Source organism: Micromonospora sp. DT231 (genome assembly GCF_049847025.1).
GTDB lineage: Bacteria > Actinomycetota > Actinomycetes > Mycobacteriales > Micromonosporaceae > Micromonospora.
This window is the reverse complement of sequence record NZ_JBNCNO010000013.1, coordinates 71,567-87,738: the sequence shown is the minus strand read 5'-3', so window position 1 is coordinate 87,738 and position 16,172 is coordinate 71,567. Positions and strand designations below refer to the sequence as shown.

General features: G+C 71.2%; 16 protein-coding genes and 1 pseudogene. 9 read left to right on the top strand and 8 right to left on the bottom strand.

The genetic code is table 11. The annotated features are described in order from the left end of the window. Positions 1-50: 50 nt before the first annotated feature. A complete protein-coding gene (locus tag ACPXBU_RS27585) occupies positions 51-971 on the bottom strand; it encodes a proline dehydrogenase family protein (protein WP_425760291.1) in 921 nt (306 codons plus the stop codon). A 108-nt stretch (positions 972-1,079) separates the two neighbouring features. Between ACPXBU_RS27585 and ACPXBU_RS27580 the strand changes: the two genes are divergently transcribed. The 3 genes from ACPXBU_RS27580 to ACPXBU_RS27570 are packed head-to-tail and all read left to right on the top strand — an operon-like array spanning position 1,080 to position 3,126. Continuing rightward, on the top strand, positions 1,080-1,352 hold the full coding sequence (locus ACPXBU_RS27580; RefSeq protein ID WP_425760289.1) for a hypothetical protein: 273 nt from the start codon (positions 1,080-1,082) through the stop codon (positions 1,350-1,352). Position 1,353: 1 nt separating this feature from the next. Next, complete coding sequence (locus ACPXBU_RS27575; protein ID WP_425760287.1) at positions 1,354-2,520, top strand: glutathionylspermidine synthase family protein; 1,167 nt, start codon at positions 1,354-1,356, stop codon at positions 2,518-2,520. 18 nt (positions 2,521-2,538) lie between these two features. Continuing rightward, on the top strand, positions 2,539-3,126 hold the full coding sequence (locus ACPXBU_RS27570; RefSeq protein ID WP_393369895.1) for a CGNR zinc finger domain-containing protein: 588 nt from the start codon (positions 2,539-2,541) through the stop codon (positions 3,124-3,126). Positions 3,127-3,184: 58 nt separating this feature from the next. Here ACPXBU_RS27570 and ACPXBU_RS27565 read toward each other — a convergent pair whose 3' ends face one another. Further along, positions 3,185-3,991: a sugar phosphate isomerase/epimerase family protein gene (locus ACPXBU_RS27565; RefSeq protein ID WP_425760286.1), complete on the bottom strand. Its 807-nt coding sequence runs from the start codon at positions 3,989-3,991 to the stop codon at positions 3,185-3,187. A 75-nt stretch (positions 3,992-4,066) separates the two neighbouring features. Beyond that, positions 4,067-5,011, bottom strand: a complete 945-nt coding sequence (locus ACPXBU_RS27560) for a Ppx/GppA phosphatase family protein (protein WP_393369889.1) — start codon at positions 5,009-5,011, stop codon at positions 4,067-4,069. Between the two features lie 80 nt (positions 5,012-5,091). Between ACPXBU_RS27560 and ACPXBU_RS27555 the strand changes: the two genes are divergently transcribed. Next, positions 5,092-5,889 carry a hypothetical protein gene (locus ACPXBU_RS27555; protein WP_393370456.1) on the top strand — a complete coding sequence of 266 codons (798 nt, stop codon included), beginning with the start codon at positions 5,092-5,094 and terminating at the stop codon, positions 5,887-5,889. A gap of 173 nt (positions 5,890-6,062) precedes the next feature. Here the strand turns inward: ACPXBU_RS27555 and ACPXBU_RS27550 are convergent, their stop codons facing one another. Continuing rightward, positions 6,063-6,641, bottom strand: coding sequence for a TetR/AcrR family transcriptional regulator (locus ACPXBU_RS27550; RefSeq protein WP_425760285.1), 579 nt, complete (start codon positions 6,639-6,641; stop codon positions 6,063-6,065). Between the two features lie 583 nt (positions 6,642-7,224). Here ACPXBU_RS27550 and ACPXBU_RS27545 point away from each other — a divergent pair. Beyond that, a complete protein-coding gene (locus tag ACPXBU_RS27545; protein WP_425760283.1) occupies positions 7,225-7,878 on the top strand; it encodes an NADPH-dependent F420 reductase in 654 nt (217 codons plus the stop codon). A 61-nt stretch (positions 7,879-7,939) separates the two neighbouring features. Here the strand turns inward: ACPXBU_RS27545 and ACPXBU_RS27540 are convergent, their stop codons facing one another. Both ACPXBU_RS27540 and ACPXBU_RS27535 read right to left on the bottom strand, forming a co-directional pair. Further along, positions 7,940-8,623: a response regulator transcription factor gene (locus ACPXBU_RS27540; protein WP_039906992.1), complete on the bottom strand. Its 684-nt coding sequence runs from the start codon at positions 8,621-8,623 to the stop codon at positions 7,940-7,942. A 22-nt stretch (positions 8,624-8,645) separates the two neighbouring features. Beyond that, positions 8,646-9,929 (bottom strand): sensor histidine kinase, encoded by a 1,284-nt coding sequence (locus ACPXBU_RS27535; RefSeq protein ID WP_393369883.1) that lies wholly within the window; start codon positions 9,927-9,929, stop codon positions 8,646-8,648. Positions 9,930-10,133: 204 nt separating this feature from the next. Here ACPXBU_RS27535 and phoU point away from each other — a divergent pair, with 204 nt between their 5' ends. After that, on the top strand, positions 10,134-10,787 hold the full coding sequence (gene phoU, locus ACPXBU_RS27530) for a phosphate signaling complex protein PhoU (protein WP_393369880.1): 654 nt from the start codon (positions 10,134-10,136) through the stop codon (positions 10,785-10,787). Between the two features lie 50 nt (positions 10,788-10,837). On the opposite strand, the gene ACPXBU_RS27525 is transcribed toward phoU, so the two are convergent. After that, a complete protein-coding gene (locus ACPXBU_RS27525) occupies positions 10,838-11,605 on the bottom strand; it encodes a phosphoglyceromutase (RefSeq protein WP_357068292.1) in 768 nt (255 codons plus the stop codon). A 153-nt stretch (positions 11,606-11,758) separates the two neighbouring features. Here ACPXBU_RS27525 and ACPXBU_RS27520 point away from each other — a divergent pair, with 153 nt between their 5' ends. Further along, positions 11,759-13,036: an MDR family MFS transporter gene (locus ACPXBU_RS27520; protein ID WP_425760282.1), complete on the top strand. Its 1,278-nt coding sequence runs from the start codon at positions 11,759-11,761 to the stop codon at positions 13,034-13,036. Between the two features lie 75 nt (positions 13,037-13,111). Beyond that, positions 13,112-14,407, top strand: coding sequence for an MFS transporter (locus ACPXBU_RS27515; RefSeq protein ID WP_425760281.1), 1,296 nt, complete (start codon positions 13,112-13,114; stop codon positions 14,405-14,407). 328 nt (positions 14,408-14,735) lie between these two features. Here ACPXBU_RS27515 and ACPXBU_RS27510 read toward each other — a convergent pair. Then, positions 14,736-15,131, bottom strand: a pseudogene (locus tag ACPXBU_RS27510) (hypothetical protein); the annotation flags it as partial. Between ACPXBU_RS27510 and ACPXBU_RS27505 the strand changes: the two are divergent. Next, the gene (locus tag ACPXBU_RS27505; RefSeq protein ID WP_425760405.1) at positions 15,043-15,903 is read left to right on the top strand and encodes a hypothetical protein; all 861 of its coding nucleotides are present in this window, start codon (positions 15,043-15,045) and stop codon (positions 15,901-15,903) included. The pseudogene ACPXBU_RS27510 and the gene ACPXBU_RS27505 overlap by 89 nt on opposite strands. Positions 15,904-16,172: the final 269 nt, after the last annotated feature.

Sequence of the window (16,172 nt, the reverse complement as noted above, 5' to 3'; positions counted from 1 at the left end):
GCGAAGCCGCCCCGGCCGATCGGTCCGGTCCGTCGGCCGAACCGGGGGAACTACTTCTTGGAGATCAGGGCGCGGCCGAAGAAGACCAGGTTGGCGGGGCGCTCGGCGAGCCGGCGCATCAGGTAGCCGTACCACTCGTCGCCGTACGGGACGTAGGTGCGCACCATGTAGCCCTCGCCGGCCAGACGGGTCTGCTCCTCCGGGCGGATGCCGTAGAGCATCTGGAACTCGAAGCGCTCCGGTCCCCGGTCGAACCAGCGGGCCCGGTCCTCGCCGATCGCGATCATCCGAGGGTCGTGGGTGGCGAGCATCGGGTAGCCGTCGCCGGACATCAGGATGTTCAGGCAGCGGACGTACGACTTGTCGACCTCCCGGGCCGACTGGTACGCCACCGACTCCGGCTCCTTGTACGCCCCCTTGCACAACCGCACCCGCGACCCGGCCGAGGACAGCTCCCGGCAGTCCGACTCGGTCCGGCGCAGGTACGCCTGGAGCACGGCCCCGGTCGACGGGAAGTCCTTGCGCAGCCGGCTGAGGACCTCGAGCGTCGAGTCGGTGGTGGTGTGGTCCTCCATGTCCAGGGTGACGGTGGTGCCCGCCGCGTCCGCCGCCGTGCAGATCGCCCGCGCGTTGTCGTACGCCAACTGCTCGTCGAACATCTGTCCGAGAGCGGAGAGCTTCACGCTCACCTCGGCGGGCGGGGTGAGCCCGGCGCCGCCGAGCATCTTCAGCACCTTCAGGTATTCGTCCCGGGTGGCGATGGCCTGCTCGGGGGTGACGGTGTCCTCACCGAGGTGGTCGAGGGTGACCGCGAGACCGTTGTCGACGAGCTCGCGGGTCGCGCGCAACGCGTCGTCGGTGGTGGCGCCGGCGACGAACCGGCGAACGACGTCCCGGGTGTACGGGGCGGTCGCGACGAGCCGCTCGACCTGGGATGACCGGGAGGCGGCGAGGATGACGGAACGGAGCATGAGCCGAGCGTATCGCCCCTGCCAGGACCCCCGCCGAGGGGCGGGGAGGGTCGCCCCGGACCCGGGGGCGGGGCAACGGCGGTGGCGCCCATCGGCTACAACGATGCCGTGGACCAACGCCCCCGCCGCCGGCTACGGTCGGCCTCCGTGCAGCTCGGCGCGCTCACCGCTCTCGCGCTCGCCCTCTCCGGCTGCAACATGACCTCTGACGACGACGATGACGACGACTGCGCCCTCGGGCCGGTCGGCGGCGGCGACACGGTCGCGTTGGCGATGCGGGTCCCCGACCCGTCCGCCGGCCGCGCCGCCCCGGAGCCGACCACGGCCGCCCTGCCCGATCGGGGTGGGTTCGGCACCCACCTCGCCTCCTGCGGCGGCTGAGGTGCGCCGCGAGAAGGTCACGCCCCGACCCGACTGGGACGCCACCATCCGGGCGCAGGGTCTGGTCTACGTCGACACCGAGCTGCCCGACGGCGGGATCATGTCGTACTGGGACGAGACCGGCGCGTACGCCTTCGACCTCGACGAGGTGCTGCGGCTGGAGGAGGCCACCGAGGATCTGCACCGGATGTCGGTGGCCGCTGCCGCGCACGTGGTGGCCACCCGCCGGTACGCCGATTTCGGCATCCCGGAGTGGGCGGCCGACGCCGTGGCCCGGTCGCTGCGGGAGGCCCCACCCACCCTCTACGGGCGCTTCGACCTGGCGTACGACGGCACCTGGCCACCGAAGATGCTGGAATACAACGCGGACACCCCCACCGCGCTCGTCGAGGCGAGCATCATCCAGTGGTACTGGCTGGAGCAGACCCGGCCGGAGCTGGACCAGTGGAACAGCCTGCACGAGCGACTGGTCGGCGCCTGGGCCAAGATCGGGGCCGGGCTGCACGACCGACGGGTGCACGTGCTCTGGTCGAACGAGGAGGAGTCGGGCGAGGACCACATGACCGCCGGCTACCTCGCCGAGACCGCCCGTCAGGCCGGCCTGGACGTCGAGCTGCTCCCGATCCAGAAGATCGGCTGGGACGGCAGGCGTTTCGTCGACGCCGACGACCGTCCGGTGACCACGTGCTTCAAGCTCTACCCGTGGGAGTGGATGCTGGCCGAGCCGTACGGGCCGGCGGCGCTGACCCCGGGCACCCCGACCACCTGGATCGAGCCGGCGTGGAAGCTGCTGCTGTCCAACAAGGCACTGCTCGCGGTCCTCTGGGAGCTGTACCCCGACCACGAGCTGCTCCTTCCCGCCTACCTCGACTCGCCGCGCGGCATGACGGAGTACGTGGCCAAGCCGCTGCTCGGCCGGGAGGGCGGCTCGGTACGCATCGTCACCGCCGAGGAGGAGATCACCAATCCGGGGATCTACGGGGACGAGGGCTGGTGCTACCAGGAGTTCCGGGCGTTGCCGCAGTTCGACGGCAACCGGATGGTGCTGGGCAGCTGGATCGTCGACGGTGAGTCGGCCGGCGTGGGCGTGCGGGAGAGCGCGAGTCTGATCACCGACGGCTACGCGAGGTTCCTGCCGCACTACATCGACGCGGCACGCACCCCATGAGTCGTCTACCGTTGGGGCGTGAACTTCGACGCGTACGCCCGGACCGGCGTTGACCTGGTCAACGCCCGCCTGGACGACCTCGACGACCTGCGGGCCCTCTTCCCCGACGAGAACGCCTGGATGCGCGACGAGGTCGCGGACCGGGACGTCGCGATCTTCCGGCGAGCCCAGAAACGGTTGCGCGACGTCTTCGAGTACGGCACCTCGGGGCGCGACGGCCAGGCTGTCACCGAGCTGAACGCGCTGCTCGAGGCCTTCCCGGTGCAGCCGCGCATCTCCGGGCACGACTCCAGCGACTGGCACATGCACGTGACCAGCCGGGGCGCCTCGGTCAGTGCCGAATACCTGGCCGGCGCGGTCTGGGGGTTGTCGGTCTGGCTCTGCGAGTACGGCAGTGCCCGGTTCGGGGTCTGCGCCGACGAGCGGTGCGGCAACGTCTACCTGGACACGTCGTCCAACTGTTGCCGGCGGTTCTGCTCGGAGCGCTGCGCCACCCGCTCGCACGTGGCGGCGCACCGGGCCCGCAAGCGGGCGGCGGTCGGTGAGCAGGTGCCGGTCGCCGCGCAGCCGACGAGCGCCGTGGACGCGCTCTCACCGGTCAGCTGACACCGCCCGCCCGTTGCGGGCGGACGTGGTCAGGCGTCGACCGGGGACGCGGACGTGGTCAGGCGTCGACCGGGGACGCCGCGGTCAGGTGCTGACGGGCGAACTCCAGCGCGGCACGCAGGTCCGCCTCGCGTACCGCGCGGCTCTTCGCGCCCCGGGTGGCGACCTCCACCGCCACCGCCCCGGTGAAGCCACGCCCGGCCAGCGAGGAGAGCAGCTCACCGCAGGGCTGGGTGCCGCGCCCGGGCACCAGGTGCTCGTCGCGGCCCTCGCCGGTGCCGTCGCCCAGGTGCACGTGCGCCAGCCCGGCGCCCATCCGGTCGGCCATCTCCAGCGGGTCGCTGTGCGAGGCCGCGCAGTGCGACAGATCCAGGGTGTACGACGGGTAGCCGGTGTCGGTGGGATCCCACCCGGGCACGTACGGGACGAACTGCCGGCCCGCCATCCGCACCGGGTACATGTTCTCCACCGCGAACCGCAGCCCGCTGAACCGGTCCGCGACCGTGGCCAACCCCTCGGTGAAGTTGCGCGCGTAGTCCCGTTGCCAGGTGAACGGCGGGTGCACCACCACCGTCGGCGCCCCGAGCGTCTCGGCCAGCTCGGCGGCCCGGCGCAGCCGCTCCCACGGGTCCGGGCTCCACACCCGCTGGGTGACGAGCAGGCACGGCGCGTGCACCGAGAGCACGGGCGTGCCGTAGTGCGCGGAGAGGCCGCGCAGCGCGCCCGCGTCCTGGCTGACCACGTCGGTCCAGACCATCACCTCGACCCCGTCGTAGCCGAGTGCCGCGGCCAGTTGGAAGGCCGCCGCGGTCGGCTCGGGAAAGACCGACGAGCTGGACAGGAGCACGGGAACGCGGGAAGTCACATCAGCCAGCGTAGCCCGGCAGCGCTGTCGCCATTGCGACGAGCGCCGGCAAACCGGCCGAAACCGGCCGCCGGGTCAGATCGGTTCGAGTTGATCGAGTCGACGGAGGATGACGCCCTCGCGCAGCGCCCACGGGCAGATGTCCAGCGAGTCCAGATCCAGGCGACGCATCACCGCCTCGGCCACCACGGCACCCGCCAGCAGCTGGTGCGCCCGACCCGCGCTGACCCCTTCCAGCTCCATCAACTGGGCCGGTGGGATGTGTCGGATGAACCCGATGACCTGTCGCAGGCCTGCCCGGGTCAGGCTGCGCCGCGCCCACAGCCCGGCACCGGAGGGAGCTGCCCCGGCCAGGCGGGCCAGGGTCCGGAACGTCTTCGAGGTGGCGACCACGCGGTCCCAGCCGACCTGGGTGATCTGGTCGACCACCTTGTCCAGCCGGCCGTCCACGTACTCCCGGAGCTTCTCGACGGCCTCCGCCGACGGCGGGGCCGCGCTGGCCGGGTCGACCCCCAGCCGCTCGCGGGTCAGCCGGCCGGCACCGAGCGGCAGCGAGATCGCGACGCCCGGGTCCTCGTCGATGCCGGCGGCGATCTCCAACGAGCCGCCACCGATGTCCAGCACCAGCAGCCGCCCCGCCGACCAGCCGAACCACCGCCGGACGGCGAGGAACGTCGACCGCGCCTCGTCCGCGCCGGAGAGCACCGCGAGCCGTACACCGGTCTCATCCCGGACCCGGGTCAGCACCTCGGCCGCGTTGGTGGCGTCGCGCACCGCGGACGTGGCGAACGCGATCAGGTCGTCCGCCGCCAGGCCGGTGGCCGCCGCCTTGGCCATGCCCACGGCCTTGACCAGGCCGTCCGCACCCGCCTCGGTCAGCGCGCCGTCGGGGCCGATCTGCTCGGCCAGCCGGAGCACCACCTTCTCGGAGTGCGCCGGCCACGGGTGCGCGCCGTGGTGCGCGTCCACCACGAGGAGGTGCACCGTGTTGGATCCGACGTCGAGGACACCCAGTCGCATGGTGAAGACCCTAGGTGCAACTCGTTTGCGCGGCTCGCCGGCCTGCGGACGTCACCGCGCGTACGCTGGTCCGGGTGACGATGGAGCTCCGTGTGCTGGTGGACGACCCAGGCGACCCGCGCAGCCGTGAGGTGCCACTGGACTTCCCGCGGGAGTGGATCGAGTTCACCGACCCCGCTGACGAGACGCACCTGATCCGCGCCGACCTGACCTGGCTGCTCTCCCGCTGGACCTGCATCTTCGGCAAGGGCTGCCACGGCATCATCGCCGGCCGGGCCGCCGACGGCTGCTGCTCGCACGGGGCGTTCTTCACCGACTCGGACGACGAGAAGCGGGTCCGCAACGCCGTCAAGCGGCTCACCCCGGCGACCTGGCAGCACTTCCGGCGCGGGTTCAAGAACTGGACCGACGAGGACACCATCGACGGCAAGAACCCGGCCCGCCGCACCGCCACCCAGGGCCCCGACGGTCCCTGCGTGTTCCTCAACGACGCCGACTTCGCCGGCGGCGGTGGCTGCGCTCTGCACGGCCAGGCGTTGCGCGACGGCGTGCACCCGTTGGAATACAAGCCGGATGTCTGCTGGCAGCTGCCGATCCGCCGGGATCAGGACTGGGTCAAGCGGCCGGACAACTCCAAGGTGCTGGTCTCCACCCTCTCCGAGTTCGATCGGCGCGGTTGGGGCGCCGGTGGGCACGACCTGGACTGGTGGTGCACCTCCTCGACGGACGCGCACGTCGGCGCCGAGCCGATGTACCTGTCGTACGCCCCGGAGTTGACCGCGCTCATCGGCGCTGCCGCCTACGAGCGGCTGGCCGAGCTGTGCGCGGCCCGGACGAAGCAGGGCATGGTCGCCCCACACCCCGCCGACCAGATTTAGCAGATCTTGGTAGCAGAGTTGCTATCAGGGACGCCGTCACCGTCGCTCAGCTCGACGAGGTCGACCAGGACATCGCGTACGACCTGGTGATCAGCGTGACGGAGAGCCGGCTGACCGAGGTTGCCGAGATCGCCGCCGCGCTGCGCAAGCTGTTCTGAGCGCTCGGCGGCGGGTCAGCGTAGGGCGTCGTCGACCAGGGTGCGGGCGCTGCGCCGAGCCGCCTCGGCGATCGCCGGGTCGCCGTCCAGCACACCGCTGGCGAGCCCGCCGTCGAGCAACAGGGTGAGCTGCCGGGCGAGCAGTTCCGGTTCGGCAGCGCCGGCCTGCCGGGCCAGTTCGGTCACCCAGGCGCGGACCACTGTCTTGTGCTCGACCGTCCGGGCGTGCACCGGCCCGCCCGCAGGTGACTCGGCGGCGGTGTTGAGAAACGCGCAGCCGTGGTAACCGTCCCGGCGACAGGCGCCGACCAGCGCGTCGAACATCCCGACCAACTGGTCGCGCGGCTCGCCGCCGGCGTCCCGGGCCGCCGCCCGCAACGCGCCGAACCACGCCTGGTCAACCCGATCGAGGTACGCCAGCACAAGATCGTCCTTGCGCGGGAAGTGCTTGTAGAGCGTCGCTTTCGCCACGCCCGACTCGGCGATCACCGTGTCCACGCCGACGCCGCGCGGCCCGTGCGCGTAGAACAGCCGGAACGCGGTGTCCAGGATCCGGTCCCGGGCCGAGCCGGCCGGGGTGCGGGGCGCGGGCATCGACACTCCCTCGATCTGCTGGTGGCGGCACAGATCCTACAGACAGTTCCGTCTGCAAACCTCATCGCGTCAACGGCCGGCACCGCCCGGGCGTGGCCCGCCTGGCGTCCCACCGCCTTCGGCACGTCCACTGCCCGGTCCTGGGTGCACCCCCGCGACCCCTGTAGAGCTGCCCCAAATATGGGGCGGACACTTCAAAACGGGCAGCACGGGCAGCACGGGCAGCACGGGCAGCACGGGCAGCACGGGCAGCACGGGCAGCACGGGCAGCACGGGCAGCGCGGGCAGCGCGGGCAGCGCGATTCCAGTCCTCCTGGAGCCACACGCCTGACCCGCCCCACATCTGGGGCAGCTCTACAGGGGTCGCGGGGGTGCACCCAGCCACCGGCCATATCCCGCCGCGCCCCGCGCGCCCCGCCCCGCCCCGCCACGCCCCGCGCGCCCCGGCCCGCCTCGCCCCGCCCTGGCACGTGGGCTTGACGCGCACGACGCCCTTCATGGGGCCGCAGTAGACAGACCTGTCTGTTAGCCTGCTGACACTCGGCACGAGTCCACTCGGCACACCGACGGAGGATCGATCGACATGCGTATCGCAGTTCTCGGAACCGGCTCGGTCGGGCAGGCGATCGCCGCTCGCACCGCGGAGTTGGGCCATCAGGTCACCATCGGCACCCGCGATGTCGCGGCCACCCGGGCCGGCGACTACGCCGCCTGGTCGGCGCAGCACCCCGAGGTCGGCCTGGGCACCCTGGCCGAAGCCGCCAGCGCCGCCGAGCTGGTGGTCAACGCCACAAACGGCAACGGCTCGCTTCCCGCCCTGACGGCGGCCGGCGCACCGAATCTGGCCGGTAAGGTGCTGCTCGACATCGCCAACCCGCTCGACTTCGGCGCGGGCTTCCCGCCCACCCTGTCGGTGCACAACACCGACTCCCTCGCCGAACGCATCCAGCGCGAGTTTCCACAGACCCTGGTGGTCAAGTCGCTCAACACACTGACCGCCGAGCTGATGGTGCATCCGCGTCAACTCGCCGACGGTGAGCACAGCGTGTTCGTCTCCGGTGACGACGCGGAGGCCAAGCGGATCGTCACCGGGCTGCTCATCAGCTTCGGGCACACCGACGTGATCGACCTCGGCGACCTCTCCACCGCGCGGGGCACCGAGATGCTGATGCCGCTCTGGTTGCGGCTCTACGGCCGGCTCGACACCGCGATCTTCAACCTCAAGGTCGTCCGCTGACCAAGCGCGAACAGCCCGAGGGGGGCCTGCGTCGAGCGCAGACCCCCCTCGGGTACGCCGATCACGGCTCGAACTTGTAGCCCAGGCCCCGGACGGTGACGATGAAACGCGGCGCGGACGGCTCCGGCTCGATCTTGGAACGCAGCCGCTTCACGTGCACGTCCAGCGTCTTGGTGTCACCGACATAGTCGGCGCCCCAGACCCGGTCGATGAGCTGGCCACGGGTGAGCACCCGGCCCGCGTTACGCAGCAGCAGTTCCAGCAACTCGAATTCCTTGAGCGGCAACTGCACCGCCCCGCCCTCGACGGTCACCACGTGCCGTTCGATGTCCATGCGCACGGGACCCGCGGCCAGTGTCGGCGCCCCCGCCTCGGCCACCTCCGGGCTCTGCCGGCGCAACACGGCCCGGATCCGGGCGACAAGTTCCCGCGGCGAGTACGGCTTGGTGACGTAGTCGTCGGCGCCGATCTCCAGCCCGACCACCTTGTCGATCTCGCTGTCCCGGGCGGTGACCATGATGATCGGCACGGCCGACCGCTGCCGAAGTTGCCGGCAGACCTCGGTCCCCGACATCTCGGGCAACATCAGGTCGAGCAGCACGATGTCGGCGCCGGTTCGGTCGAACTCGGTGAGGGCGTCGGTGCCGGTCGCGGCGACCGACACCTCGAAGCCTTCCTTACGGAGCATGTACGACAAGGCGTCGGAGAACGACTCCTCGTCCTCGACCACCAGAACGCGGCTCAACGGGGATTTCCTTTCATTGCTGTCAGACCTGCCGTAGCCCAGCCGGACCGGACTCGATCCCAACCGGCGGCAGTGTCGCCAGCAGGTCGTCCGGTGGACTGGCGGGCAGCCGGAGGGTGAACGTCGATCCACCACCAAGAGTGCTCGACACCTCGACCCGTCCGCCATGGTTGCTCGCGATGTGTTTCACGATTGCCAGGCCGAGTCCGGTGCCGCCGGTGGCACGCGAACGAGCCTGGTCGGCCCGGTAGAACCGCTCGAAGATGCGGTCCACGTCGGTCGGGGCTATCCCGATGCCCTGGTCGGCGACCGCGATCTCGACGTGCTCGTCGTCGCCGCGGAGGGTGACCCGCACCGCGGTGTCCTCACCCGAGTAGTTGATGGCGTTCTCCACCAGATTCGCCACCGCCGTGGCGAGTTGGGAGTCGCTGCCGTACGCGGTGAGGCCACGCTGACCGTCCACGGTCACCTCGACCCCACGGGCGGAAGCAGTGGTCCGGGTCCGGTCGACGACCTCGGCGATCACCCAGTCCAACGCGACCGGCTCGGGTGGCGGTTGCGGTTCGGCGCCCTGCAACCGGGTCAACTCCAGCAACTCCTGCACCAGCCGACCCAGCCGGGTCGACTCGTGCTGGATCCGCTCGGCGAACCGGCGCGCGGCCACCAGGTCCTCGGAGAGATCGGGCGCCGCCGCGTCGGCCGGTTCGGTGGCGTCGAGCAACGCCTCGGCGAGCAGTTGTAGCGCCCCGATCGGGGTCTTCAACTCGTGGCTCACGTTGGCCACGAAGTCGCGTCGTACGCGGGTCAGCCGGTGCGACTCGGTCACGTCGACCGCTTCCACCGCGATGAAGCCGTTGCCGAGACCCATCGCCCGCAGGTGCACGCCGAGCGGGTTCTCCCCCGCGCTGTCGCGACCTCGGGGCAGGTCCAGCTCGATCTCGCGCCGCACTCCGGTGCGCCGCACCTGGCCGGCGAGGGTACGGATCAGCGGGTGCGCGGCGATCGAGCCGGGGGTGCTGCCGGTACGCAGAAGCCCCATCGCGCGGGCGGCCGGGTTGATCAACACGGGGACGTCGTCGTTGTCCAGTACCACGACACCGGCCCGGAGTGAGTCGATCGTCCGGCGGCCGAGCCCGGCCTGCTGCTCGTCGGCTATCGCGGGCCTCCCCCTGCTCCAGCGGGAGCTGATGCTCCCCGTCGACGTGGAGCGGCCGTCCCGCACGGGCAGGAACCGGGGCAGCAGAAGACCGGCGGCCAACCCGGCCACCAACGCCACGGCCACCACGACCGCCACCGTCCACTCCACCCGGCGATCGTAGGGTCATTGTTAACCTGGCTACCACACAGAACGGGACGAACCACCCGCACTTCGAGAAGTGTTCACCCCTGCGTCTGGCGTCGTTCACCGTGGTTCATCCGAGGTCCGTCCGCGCCCCATACCGTTGGCGTCGCACCTGCTCAACCCCCTGCGCCGGCACCCGCCGGCGGCGACCGACCACAGGACGTGATGATGCGCGACGAGTTTCGGGCCGACCTCCAGATCGTCAGCCAACTGCTGGTGGACATGGCGGAGGGCGTCCGCGCCGCCATGCGCCAGGCCACCCGGGCCCTGCTCACCGCCGACCGGCAGGCCGCCGAGACGGTCATCGAGCGGGACGCCGAGATCGACGACCTCTACCGACACGTCGAGGAGCGGGTCTGTGACCTGCTCGCCCGACAGGCGCCGGTCGCCTCCGACCTCCGGGCGATGATCACCGCGCTGCACGTGGCCGCTGATCTGGAGCGGATGGGCGACCTCGCCGAGCACGTGGCGAAGACCGCGCTGCGCCGGCACCCCTCCCCCGCCGTCCCGGCCGAGCTGCGGACGGTCTTCACCGAGATGTCCGAGATCGCCGACCGGATGGCCGTGAAGATCGGCTCGGTGCTGGCGAAGCCCGACGCCGACCTGGCCGGCGAGCTGGACGGCGACGACGACGCCATGGACGAGCTGCACAAGAACCTGTTCGCGGTGCTGCTCGGCGACGACTGGCCGTACGGGGTGGAGACCGCTATCGACGCCACCCTGCTGGGCCGCTTCTACGAGCGCTTCGCCGACCACGCGGTGAACGCCGGCGAGCACGTGATCTACCTGATCACCGGGCAGAGCGGGCCCTCCGCGAGCTGAACCGGGCAGGACGAAGGCCCCCGGGAATCCCGGGGGCCTTCGTCGTCGGCTCAGCGGCCCTGGTTGGCGACCGCGGCGGCGGCTTCCTTCGCTGCCGTCGGGTCGAGGTAGGTGCCGCCCAGGGTGAGTGGGCGCAGCTGCGGGTCGAGGTCGTAGCGCAGCGGGATGCCGGTCGGGATGTTGAGCTTGGCGATCGCCTCGTCGGAGATCTGGTCGAGGTGCTTGACCAGGGCGCGCAGCGAGTTGCCGTGCGCGGCCACCAGCACCGTACGGCCGGCCAGGATGTCCGGCACGATCGAGTCGTACCAGTAGGGCAGCATCCGCTCGACGACGTCCTTGAGGCACTCGGTACGCGGCATCAGCTCGGTCGGCAGCAGCGCGTAGCGGGGGTCGCCGACCTGCGACCACTCGTCGTTGTCGTCGATCGGCGGAGGCGGCGTGTCGTACGACCGACGCCAGAGCATGAACTGCTCCTCGCCGTACTCGTCGAGGGTCTGCTTCTTGTTCTTGCCCTGCAGGGCGCCGTAGTGGCGCTCGTTGAGCCGCCACGACCGGCGCACCGCGATCCAGTGTCGGTCGGCGGCGTTCAGCGCCAGCTCGGCGGTACGGATCGCACGGCGCATCACGCTTGTGTGCACGACGTCCGGCAGCAGGCTGTGCTCGCGCATCAACTCGCCGCCGCGCCGCGCCTCGCCCTCGCCCTTCTCGGTCAGGTCGACGTCCACCCAACCGGTGAAGAGGTTCTTGGCATTCCAGTCGCTCTCACCGTGTCGCAGCAGGACCAGCGTCCCGACGGTGGGCCCTTCGCTCGCAGTCATGCGGATCATCCTGCCTCAACCGCCGAAGGGACACGCGGGCAGCCGTCGTGACGACCACCACGTGAAAACACGGATGACCTGCGGCTGCGGCCGCTACTAGGGTTGTAAGGCGCGACAGTCATACCGGTCATTACTTGCAAGCGGGGGCGCCAGATGCGGACGATGCGGAGTTGGTTCCGGGACACCACCGGCGGCCTGCCCACCACCTTCTGGTACCTGTGGTCCGGCACCCTGATCAACCGGCTCGGCTCGTTCGTCCTCGTCTTCCTCGCCATCTACCTCACCCAGGAACGCGGCTTCTCGGCCTCCCAGGCGGGCCTGGTGATCGGGCTGTGGGGCGTCGGCGGCGCGTTCGGCACCACCGCCGGCGGCACCCTCGCGGACCGGTGGGGTCGGCGGCCGACACTGCTCACCGCCCACGTGGGCGCGGCCACGATGATGCTCGGCCTCGGCCTGGCCCGGGACCTCTGGGCGGTGGCGCTGGGCGCCCTGCTGCTCGGCATGTTCGCCGAGGCGGCCCGGCCCGCGTTCGGCGCGATGATGATCGACGTGGTGCCGGCGAAGGACCGGCTGCGCGCCTTCTCGCTCAACTACTGGGCGATCAACCTGGGCTTCGCCTGCGCCGCCGTCCTCGCCGGCCTCGCCGCACAGGCCGACTACCTGCTGCTCTTCGTTGTCGACGCCGGCACCATGCTGGTCACCGCGCTGATCATCTTCACCCGGGTACCGGAGACACGGCAGGCCCGTTCGGTCACCGCCACCGCGGCTCCCCGCGGCGCCCTGCGCACGATCCTCACCGACCGCGTCTACCTCGGTTTCGTGGCCCTCAACCTGTTCGCCGCGCTGGTCTTCCTCCAGCACATCTCGATGCTGCCGATCGCGATGGGCGACGACGGCCTGAGCCCGGCCACCTACGGCTCGGTGATCGCGCTCAACGGGATCCTCATCGTGGTCGGCCAACTCTTCGTACCCCGTTTGATCCGGGGTCGGAGCCGCTCCCACGTGCTCGCGCTGGCGTCCGTGGTGATGGGCGTCGGGTTCGGGCTGACCGCGTTCGCCGGCACCGCCTGGTTCTACGGGCTGACCGTGCTGATCTGGACGGTCGGCGAGATGCTCAACTCGCCCTCCAACTCCACCCTCATCGCCGAACTCTCCCCGGCCGAGCTGCGCGGTCGCTACCAGGGCGTGTTCTCCCTGTCCTGGCAGATCGCCGGGGCCAGCGCGCCGATCCTCGGCGGCCTGGTCCGCGAGCACATCGGCAACGACGCGCTCTGGTACGGCTGCGCCGCGCTCGGCGTCCTGACCGCCGTGGCCCACCTGGTGTCCGGGCCGGCCCGGGAGCGGCGGGCCGCCGCGCTACGCCGCTCTGGCGAGGCACTGGCACCTGTCGACACCAGCCGGACGCCGCAACCCGCCGAGGCGGCCGCCTGACGACTGGCGCCGGGGCGGCCCGATTTCCTACCCTGCACTCGGAACAGTTAAGAAAGCGAACTGTATGGAGGTCGGGTGCACGCCCTGCGGCGCTTGTGGCACGACACCGCAGGTGGGCTACCCGCCACCTTCTGGTACCTCTGGGCCGGTCTGCTGATCAACCGGGCCGGCGCCTTCGCCATGCTGTTCCTGTCGCTCTACCTCACCGACGTACGCGGGGCGAGCATCGGGCTGGCCGGCACCGTGGTCGGCGCGTACGGGGCCGGGGGCGCGGCCGGCGTCCTGCTCGGTGGTGTCCTCGCCGACCGGTGGGGCCGCCGGTCGACCCTGCTCGCCGCGCACCTGAGCACTGTCGCCCTGATGGTGGCGCTCGCCTTCAGCCAGCACCTGCTCCTGATCGCGGTGCTCTCCGCGCTTGTCGGCGTGGTCCACTCGATGCCCAGTCCGGCGTTCGTCGCGGCGATCGTCGACGTGGTGCCCGCCGAACGTCGCTCCCGCGCGTTCAACCTGCAGTTCTGGGCGTTCAACCTGGGCATGGCGGTCGCCTCGCTGCTCGCCGGAGTGCTGGCCGAGGCGAGCTTCACCGCGCTGTTCCTGGTCGACGCCGGGGCCACCTTGACGGCGGCCGCCGTGATCGGCTGGAAGGTGCCGGAGACCCTGCGGCCGGCCGACTCCGCACCGGCCACCCGCGCGTCGCTCCGTCCCCGTCGACCGGGACTGCACACCGCGCTCACCGACCGCACCTTCCTGGTCTTCGTCGGGCTCACCTTCGTGCTGGCCGTCCTCACCATGCAGACGTCGACGATCATGCCGCTGGCCATGCGCGCGGACGGCCTGGGGCCGTCGGCGTACGGGCTGGTGGTGGCGCTCGGCGGCGCGCTGATCGTGATCGGGCAACTGTTCGTGCCAAGGCTGATCGACAGGCACCACAAGGACGTCGTGCTGGCCGCCTCCACCGCGCTGCTCGCGCTCGGCTTCGGGGTGCTCGTCGTCGCCGACGAACTGGCCGTCTACCTGGGCGCCGCGGCGGTCTGGACGATCGGCTCGATGCTCGCCGCACCGCCCAACGCGCAGATCAACGCCGACCTGGCGCCGCCGCAGCTACGCGCCCGCTATCAGGCGGTCTTCTACCTGACGTTTCCGGCTGCGGCGTTCGTCGCTCCCACCCTCGGCGGGGTGAGCCTGCAACACCTCGGCGACCGGCACTGGCTGCTCGTGGGTGGGCTGGGCCTGGCCGCGGCCGTCGGGCACCTGGTGGCCGGACCACCCCGGGAACGGCACGTCGCCGCGCTGCGCCGGGAGCAGACACCGTCGCCCGCACCGCACGACCCTCGACACGGCAAAGCGCCCACCACGGCCCAGAGGTCGTAGTGGGCGCCCGCCGGTGGGGCCGGCGGCGGCGGGCAAACACTCACCCCCGTAAGCATCGCCCGCTCAGCCGCCGGTCCAAACAGGTGGCCACCGTCCCCCAACGGTAAATCCACCCGTCCCCTCGCGCCTCGCCTGGTGCGCGGATCTGATCGATCCGCCGCTCCCCCGAACGTTTCCAAGCGTGGCGCGGTGCAATAAAGTTAGTTCGCCCGGATTCTGGATTCAACCCAGAACCGCTGTCTCGCCGGTCACAACTGACGAGTATCCGCTGCTCGGGCCTCGATCTCTGGCAACAGCCGGGTACCCGTCAGCCATTCCCGCAAACGCCTCAACCGTCCTCCCGATCGGGGGACTCGGTCCGGAAGAAGCTGCTCTGCCGACCGTTGCGCAACTGTTCCTGATAAATCAGGTTCAGCCGGCGCAGATCAAAGGTATAGAACCACTCATCCCAGGTGATCTCGCGAATTCGGCTACTTTCCCGGTAACCGGGGATGTTGAAGGTCAGAACGCCCGCCCGACCGTCGCGCTCGGTGCCCGCGATGGTTGCCGGCTTGGCCCCACGCTCCCGGGCCCAGCGCTGGATCACCTCGTGATTCGTGGTGATCAGACTCCGCCCCGGCCGCTCGGGCCGGTCCATGACCGACGAGATCACCTGCGAGCTGCGGACCGACCGTCCGGTGCCCCGTCCGGTCCGGATCCCACCGGCCGTCGTGCCGCCACCAGTCGATGGTGTCAGCGTGCGCTTCGCCGGCGCGCTCTTGGCCGGTGCCGTGCGCTTCGCTGTCGTGCGCTTGGCCGCCGCACTCTTGGTTGGCGTCGCGCGCTTCGCTGTCGTGCGCTTGGCCGCCGCACTCTTGGCCGGTGCCGTGCGCTTCGCCGCCGGACGGGCCGGTGCCTTCTTCGCCGGCGCCTTCCGCGCGGGCGCCGTACGCGCCGTCGCTGTCTTGCGTGCCGCCGTGGTCTTACGGGCGGCGGTGGTCTTGCGGGCGGCCGTGGTCCGGCTCGCGGCCGTGGTCTTGCGGGCGGCCGTGGTCTTGCGGGCGGCCGTGGTCCGGCTCGCGGCCGTGGTCTTACGGGCGGCCGTCGACGTCGCCGCTGTGGTCCTCTTCGCGGCGGTCGCCTTCTTCGCCGGCGCCCTCTTCGCCGCCGCCGTCGACGTCCGCGTGGCGGTCGCCTTCGTCGCGGCGGCCCGCTTCGCGGGAGCGCTCTTGTTCGCCGGTGCGGCCTTCGCGCGGCCCGATGCGGGCCTCGCCGCCGACTTCTTCGTGGCGGCGGCGCGACCCGCCGACGCCCGGGTGCCGGTGGCCCGGCCCGTCGGGCCGGTACTGCTTCGACCCGCGCCGGCCCGCATCGAGCGCACCAACTGTTTCACCAGGTCGGGCTTGCGCAGCGCGGAGATCCCGGAGACCCCGCGTTTGCGTAGTTGCCCGCGGATGTCGTCCACCCGCATCCGGGAGATCTCCGACTCGGAGACACCCGGGGTACCCGGCGTCTGATTGCCGGCCTGTCGCTTCGTCCTGGTCGCAGTCGCGCCGCGACCTGAGCTGTTCCGCTGAGCCATGGGACGCTCCGCTCCTTGACACTCCGTCCTCGGCGCGCGGGGGTCCCTCGCCGCACCGCGCGGAGCGGCATACCCGTCAGGAGCAGTCCGAACCACCGTCTGCCCACCATGATCGCGCTCGATCCAGGATCAAGTGGCCTCCCCGCGCCCAGATGCCACGACAACCTGGTTCGAGCACGATCATGCATGGCGCGAGCGCGAGCG

Excerpts from the sequence above, each read along its gene's own strand:
- phoU (WP_393369880.1), top strand. The coding sequence starts at position 10,134 with ATGCGCGACGAGTTTCGGGCCGACCTCCAGATCGTCAGCCAACTGCTG.
- ACPXBU_RS27560 (WP_393369889.1), bottom strand. The coding sequence starts at position 5,011 with ATGCGACTGGGTGTCCTCGACGTCGGATCCAACACGGTGCACCTCCTC.
- ACPXBU_RS27525 (WP_357068292.1), bottom strand. The coding sequence starts at position 11,605 with ATGACTGCGAGCGAAGGGCCCACCGTCGGGACGCTGGTCCTGCTGCGA.
- ACPXBU_RS27585 (WP_425760291.1), bottom strand. The coding sequence starts at position 971 with ATGCTCCGTTCCGTCATCCTCGCCGCCTCCCGGTCATCCCAGGTCGAG.
- ACPXBU_RS27545 (WP_425760283.1), top strand. The coding sequence starts at position 7,225 with ATGCGTATCGCAGTTCTCGGAACCGGCTCGGTCGGGCAGGCGATCGCC.
- ACPXBU_RS27555 (WP_393370456.1), top strand. The coding sequence starts at position 5,092 with ATGGAGCTCCGTGTGCTGGTGGACGACCCAGGCGACCCGCGCAGCCGT.
- ACPXBU_RS27550 (WP_425760285.1), bottom strand. The coding sequence starts at position 6,641 with ATGCCCGCGCCCCGCACCCCGGCCGGCTCGGCCCGGGACCGGATCCTG.
- ACPXBU_RS27505 (WP_425760405.1), top strand. The coding sequence starts at position 15,043 with ATGACCGACGAGATCACCTGCGAGCTGCGGACCGACCGTCCGGTGCCC.
- ACPXBU_RS27520 (WP_425760282.1), top strand. The coding sequence starts at position 11,759 with ATGCGGACGATGCGGAGTTGGTTCCGGGACACCACCGGCGGCCTGCCC.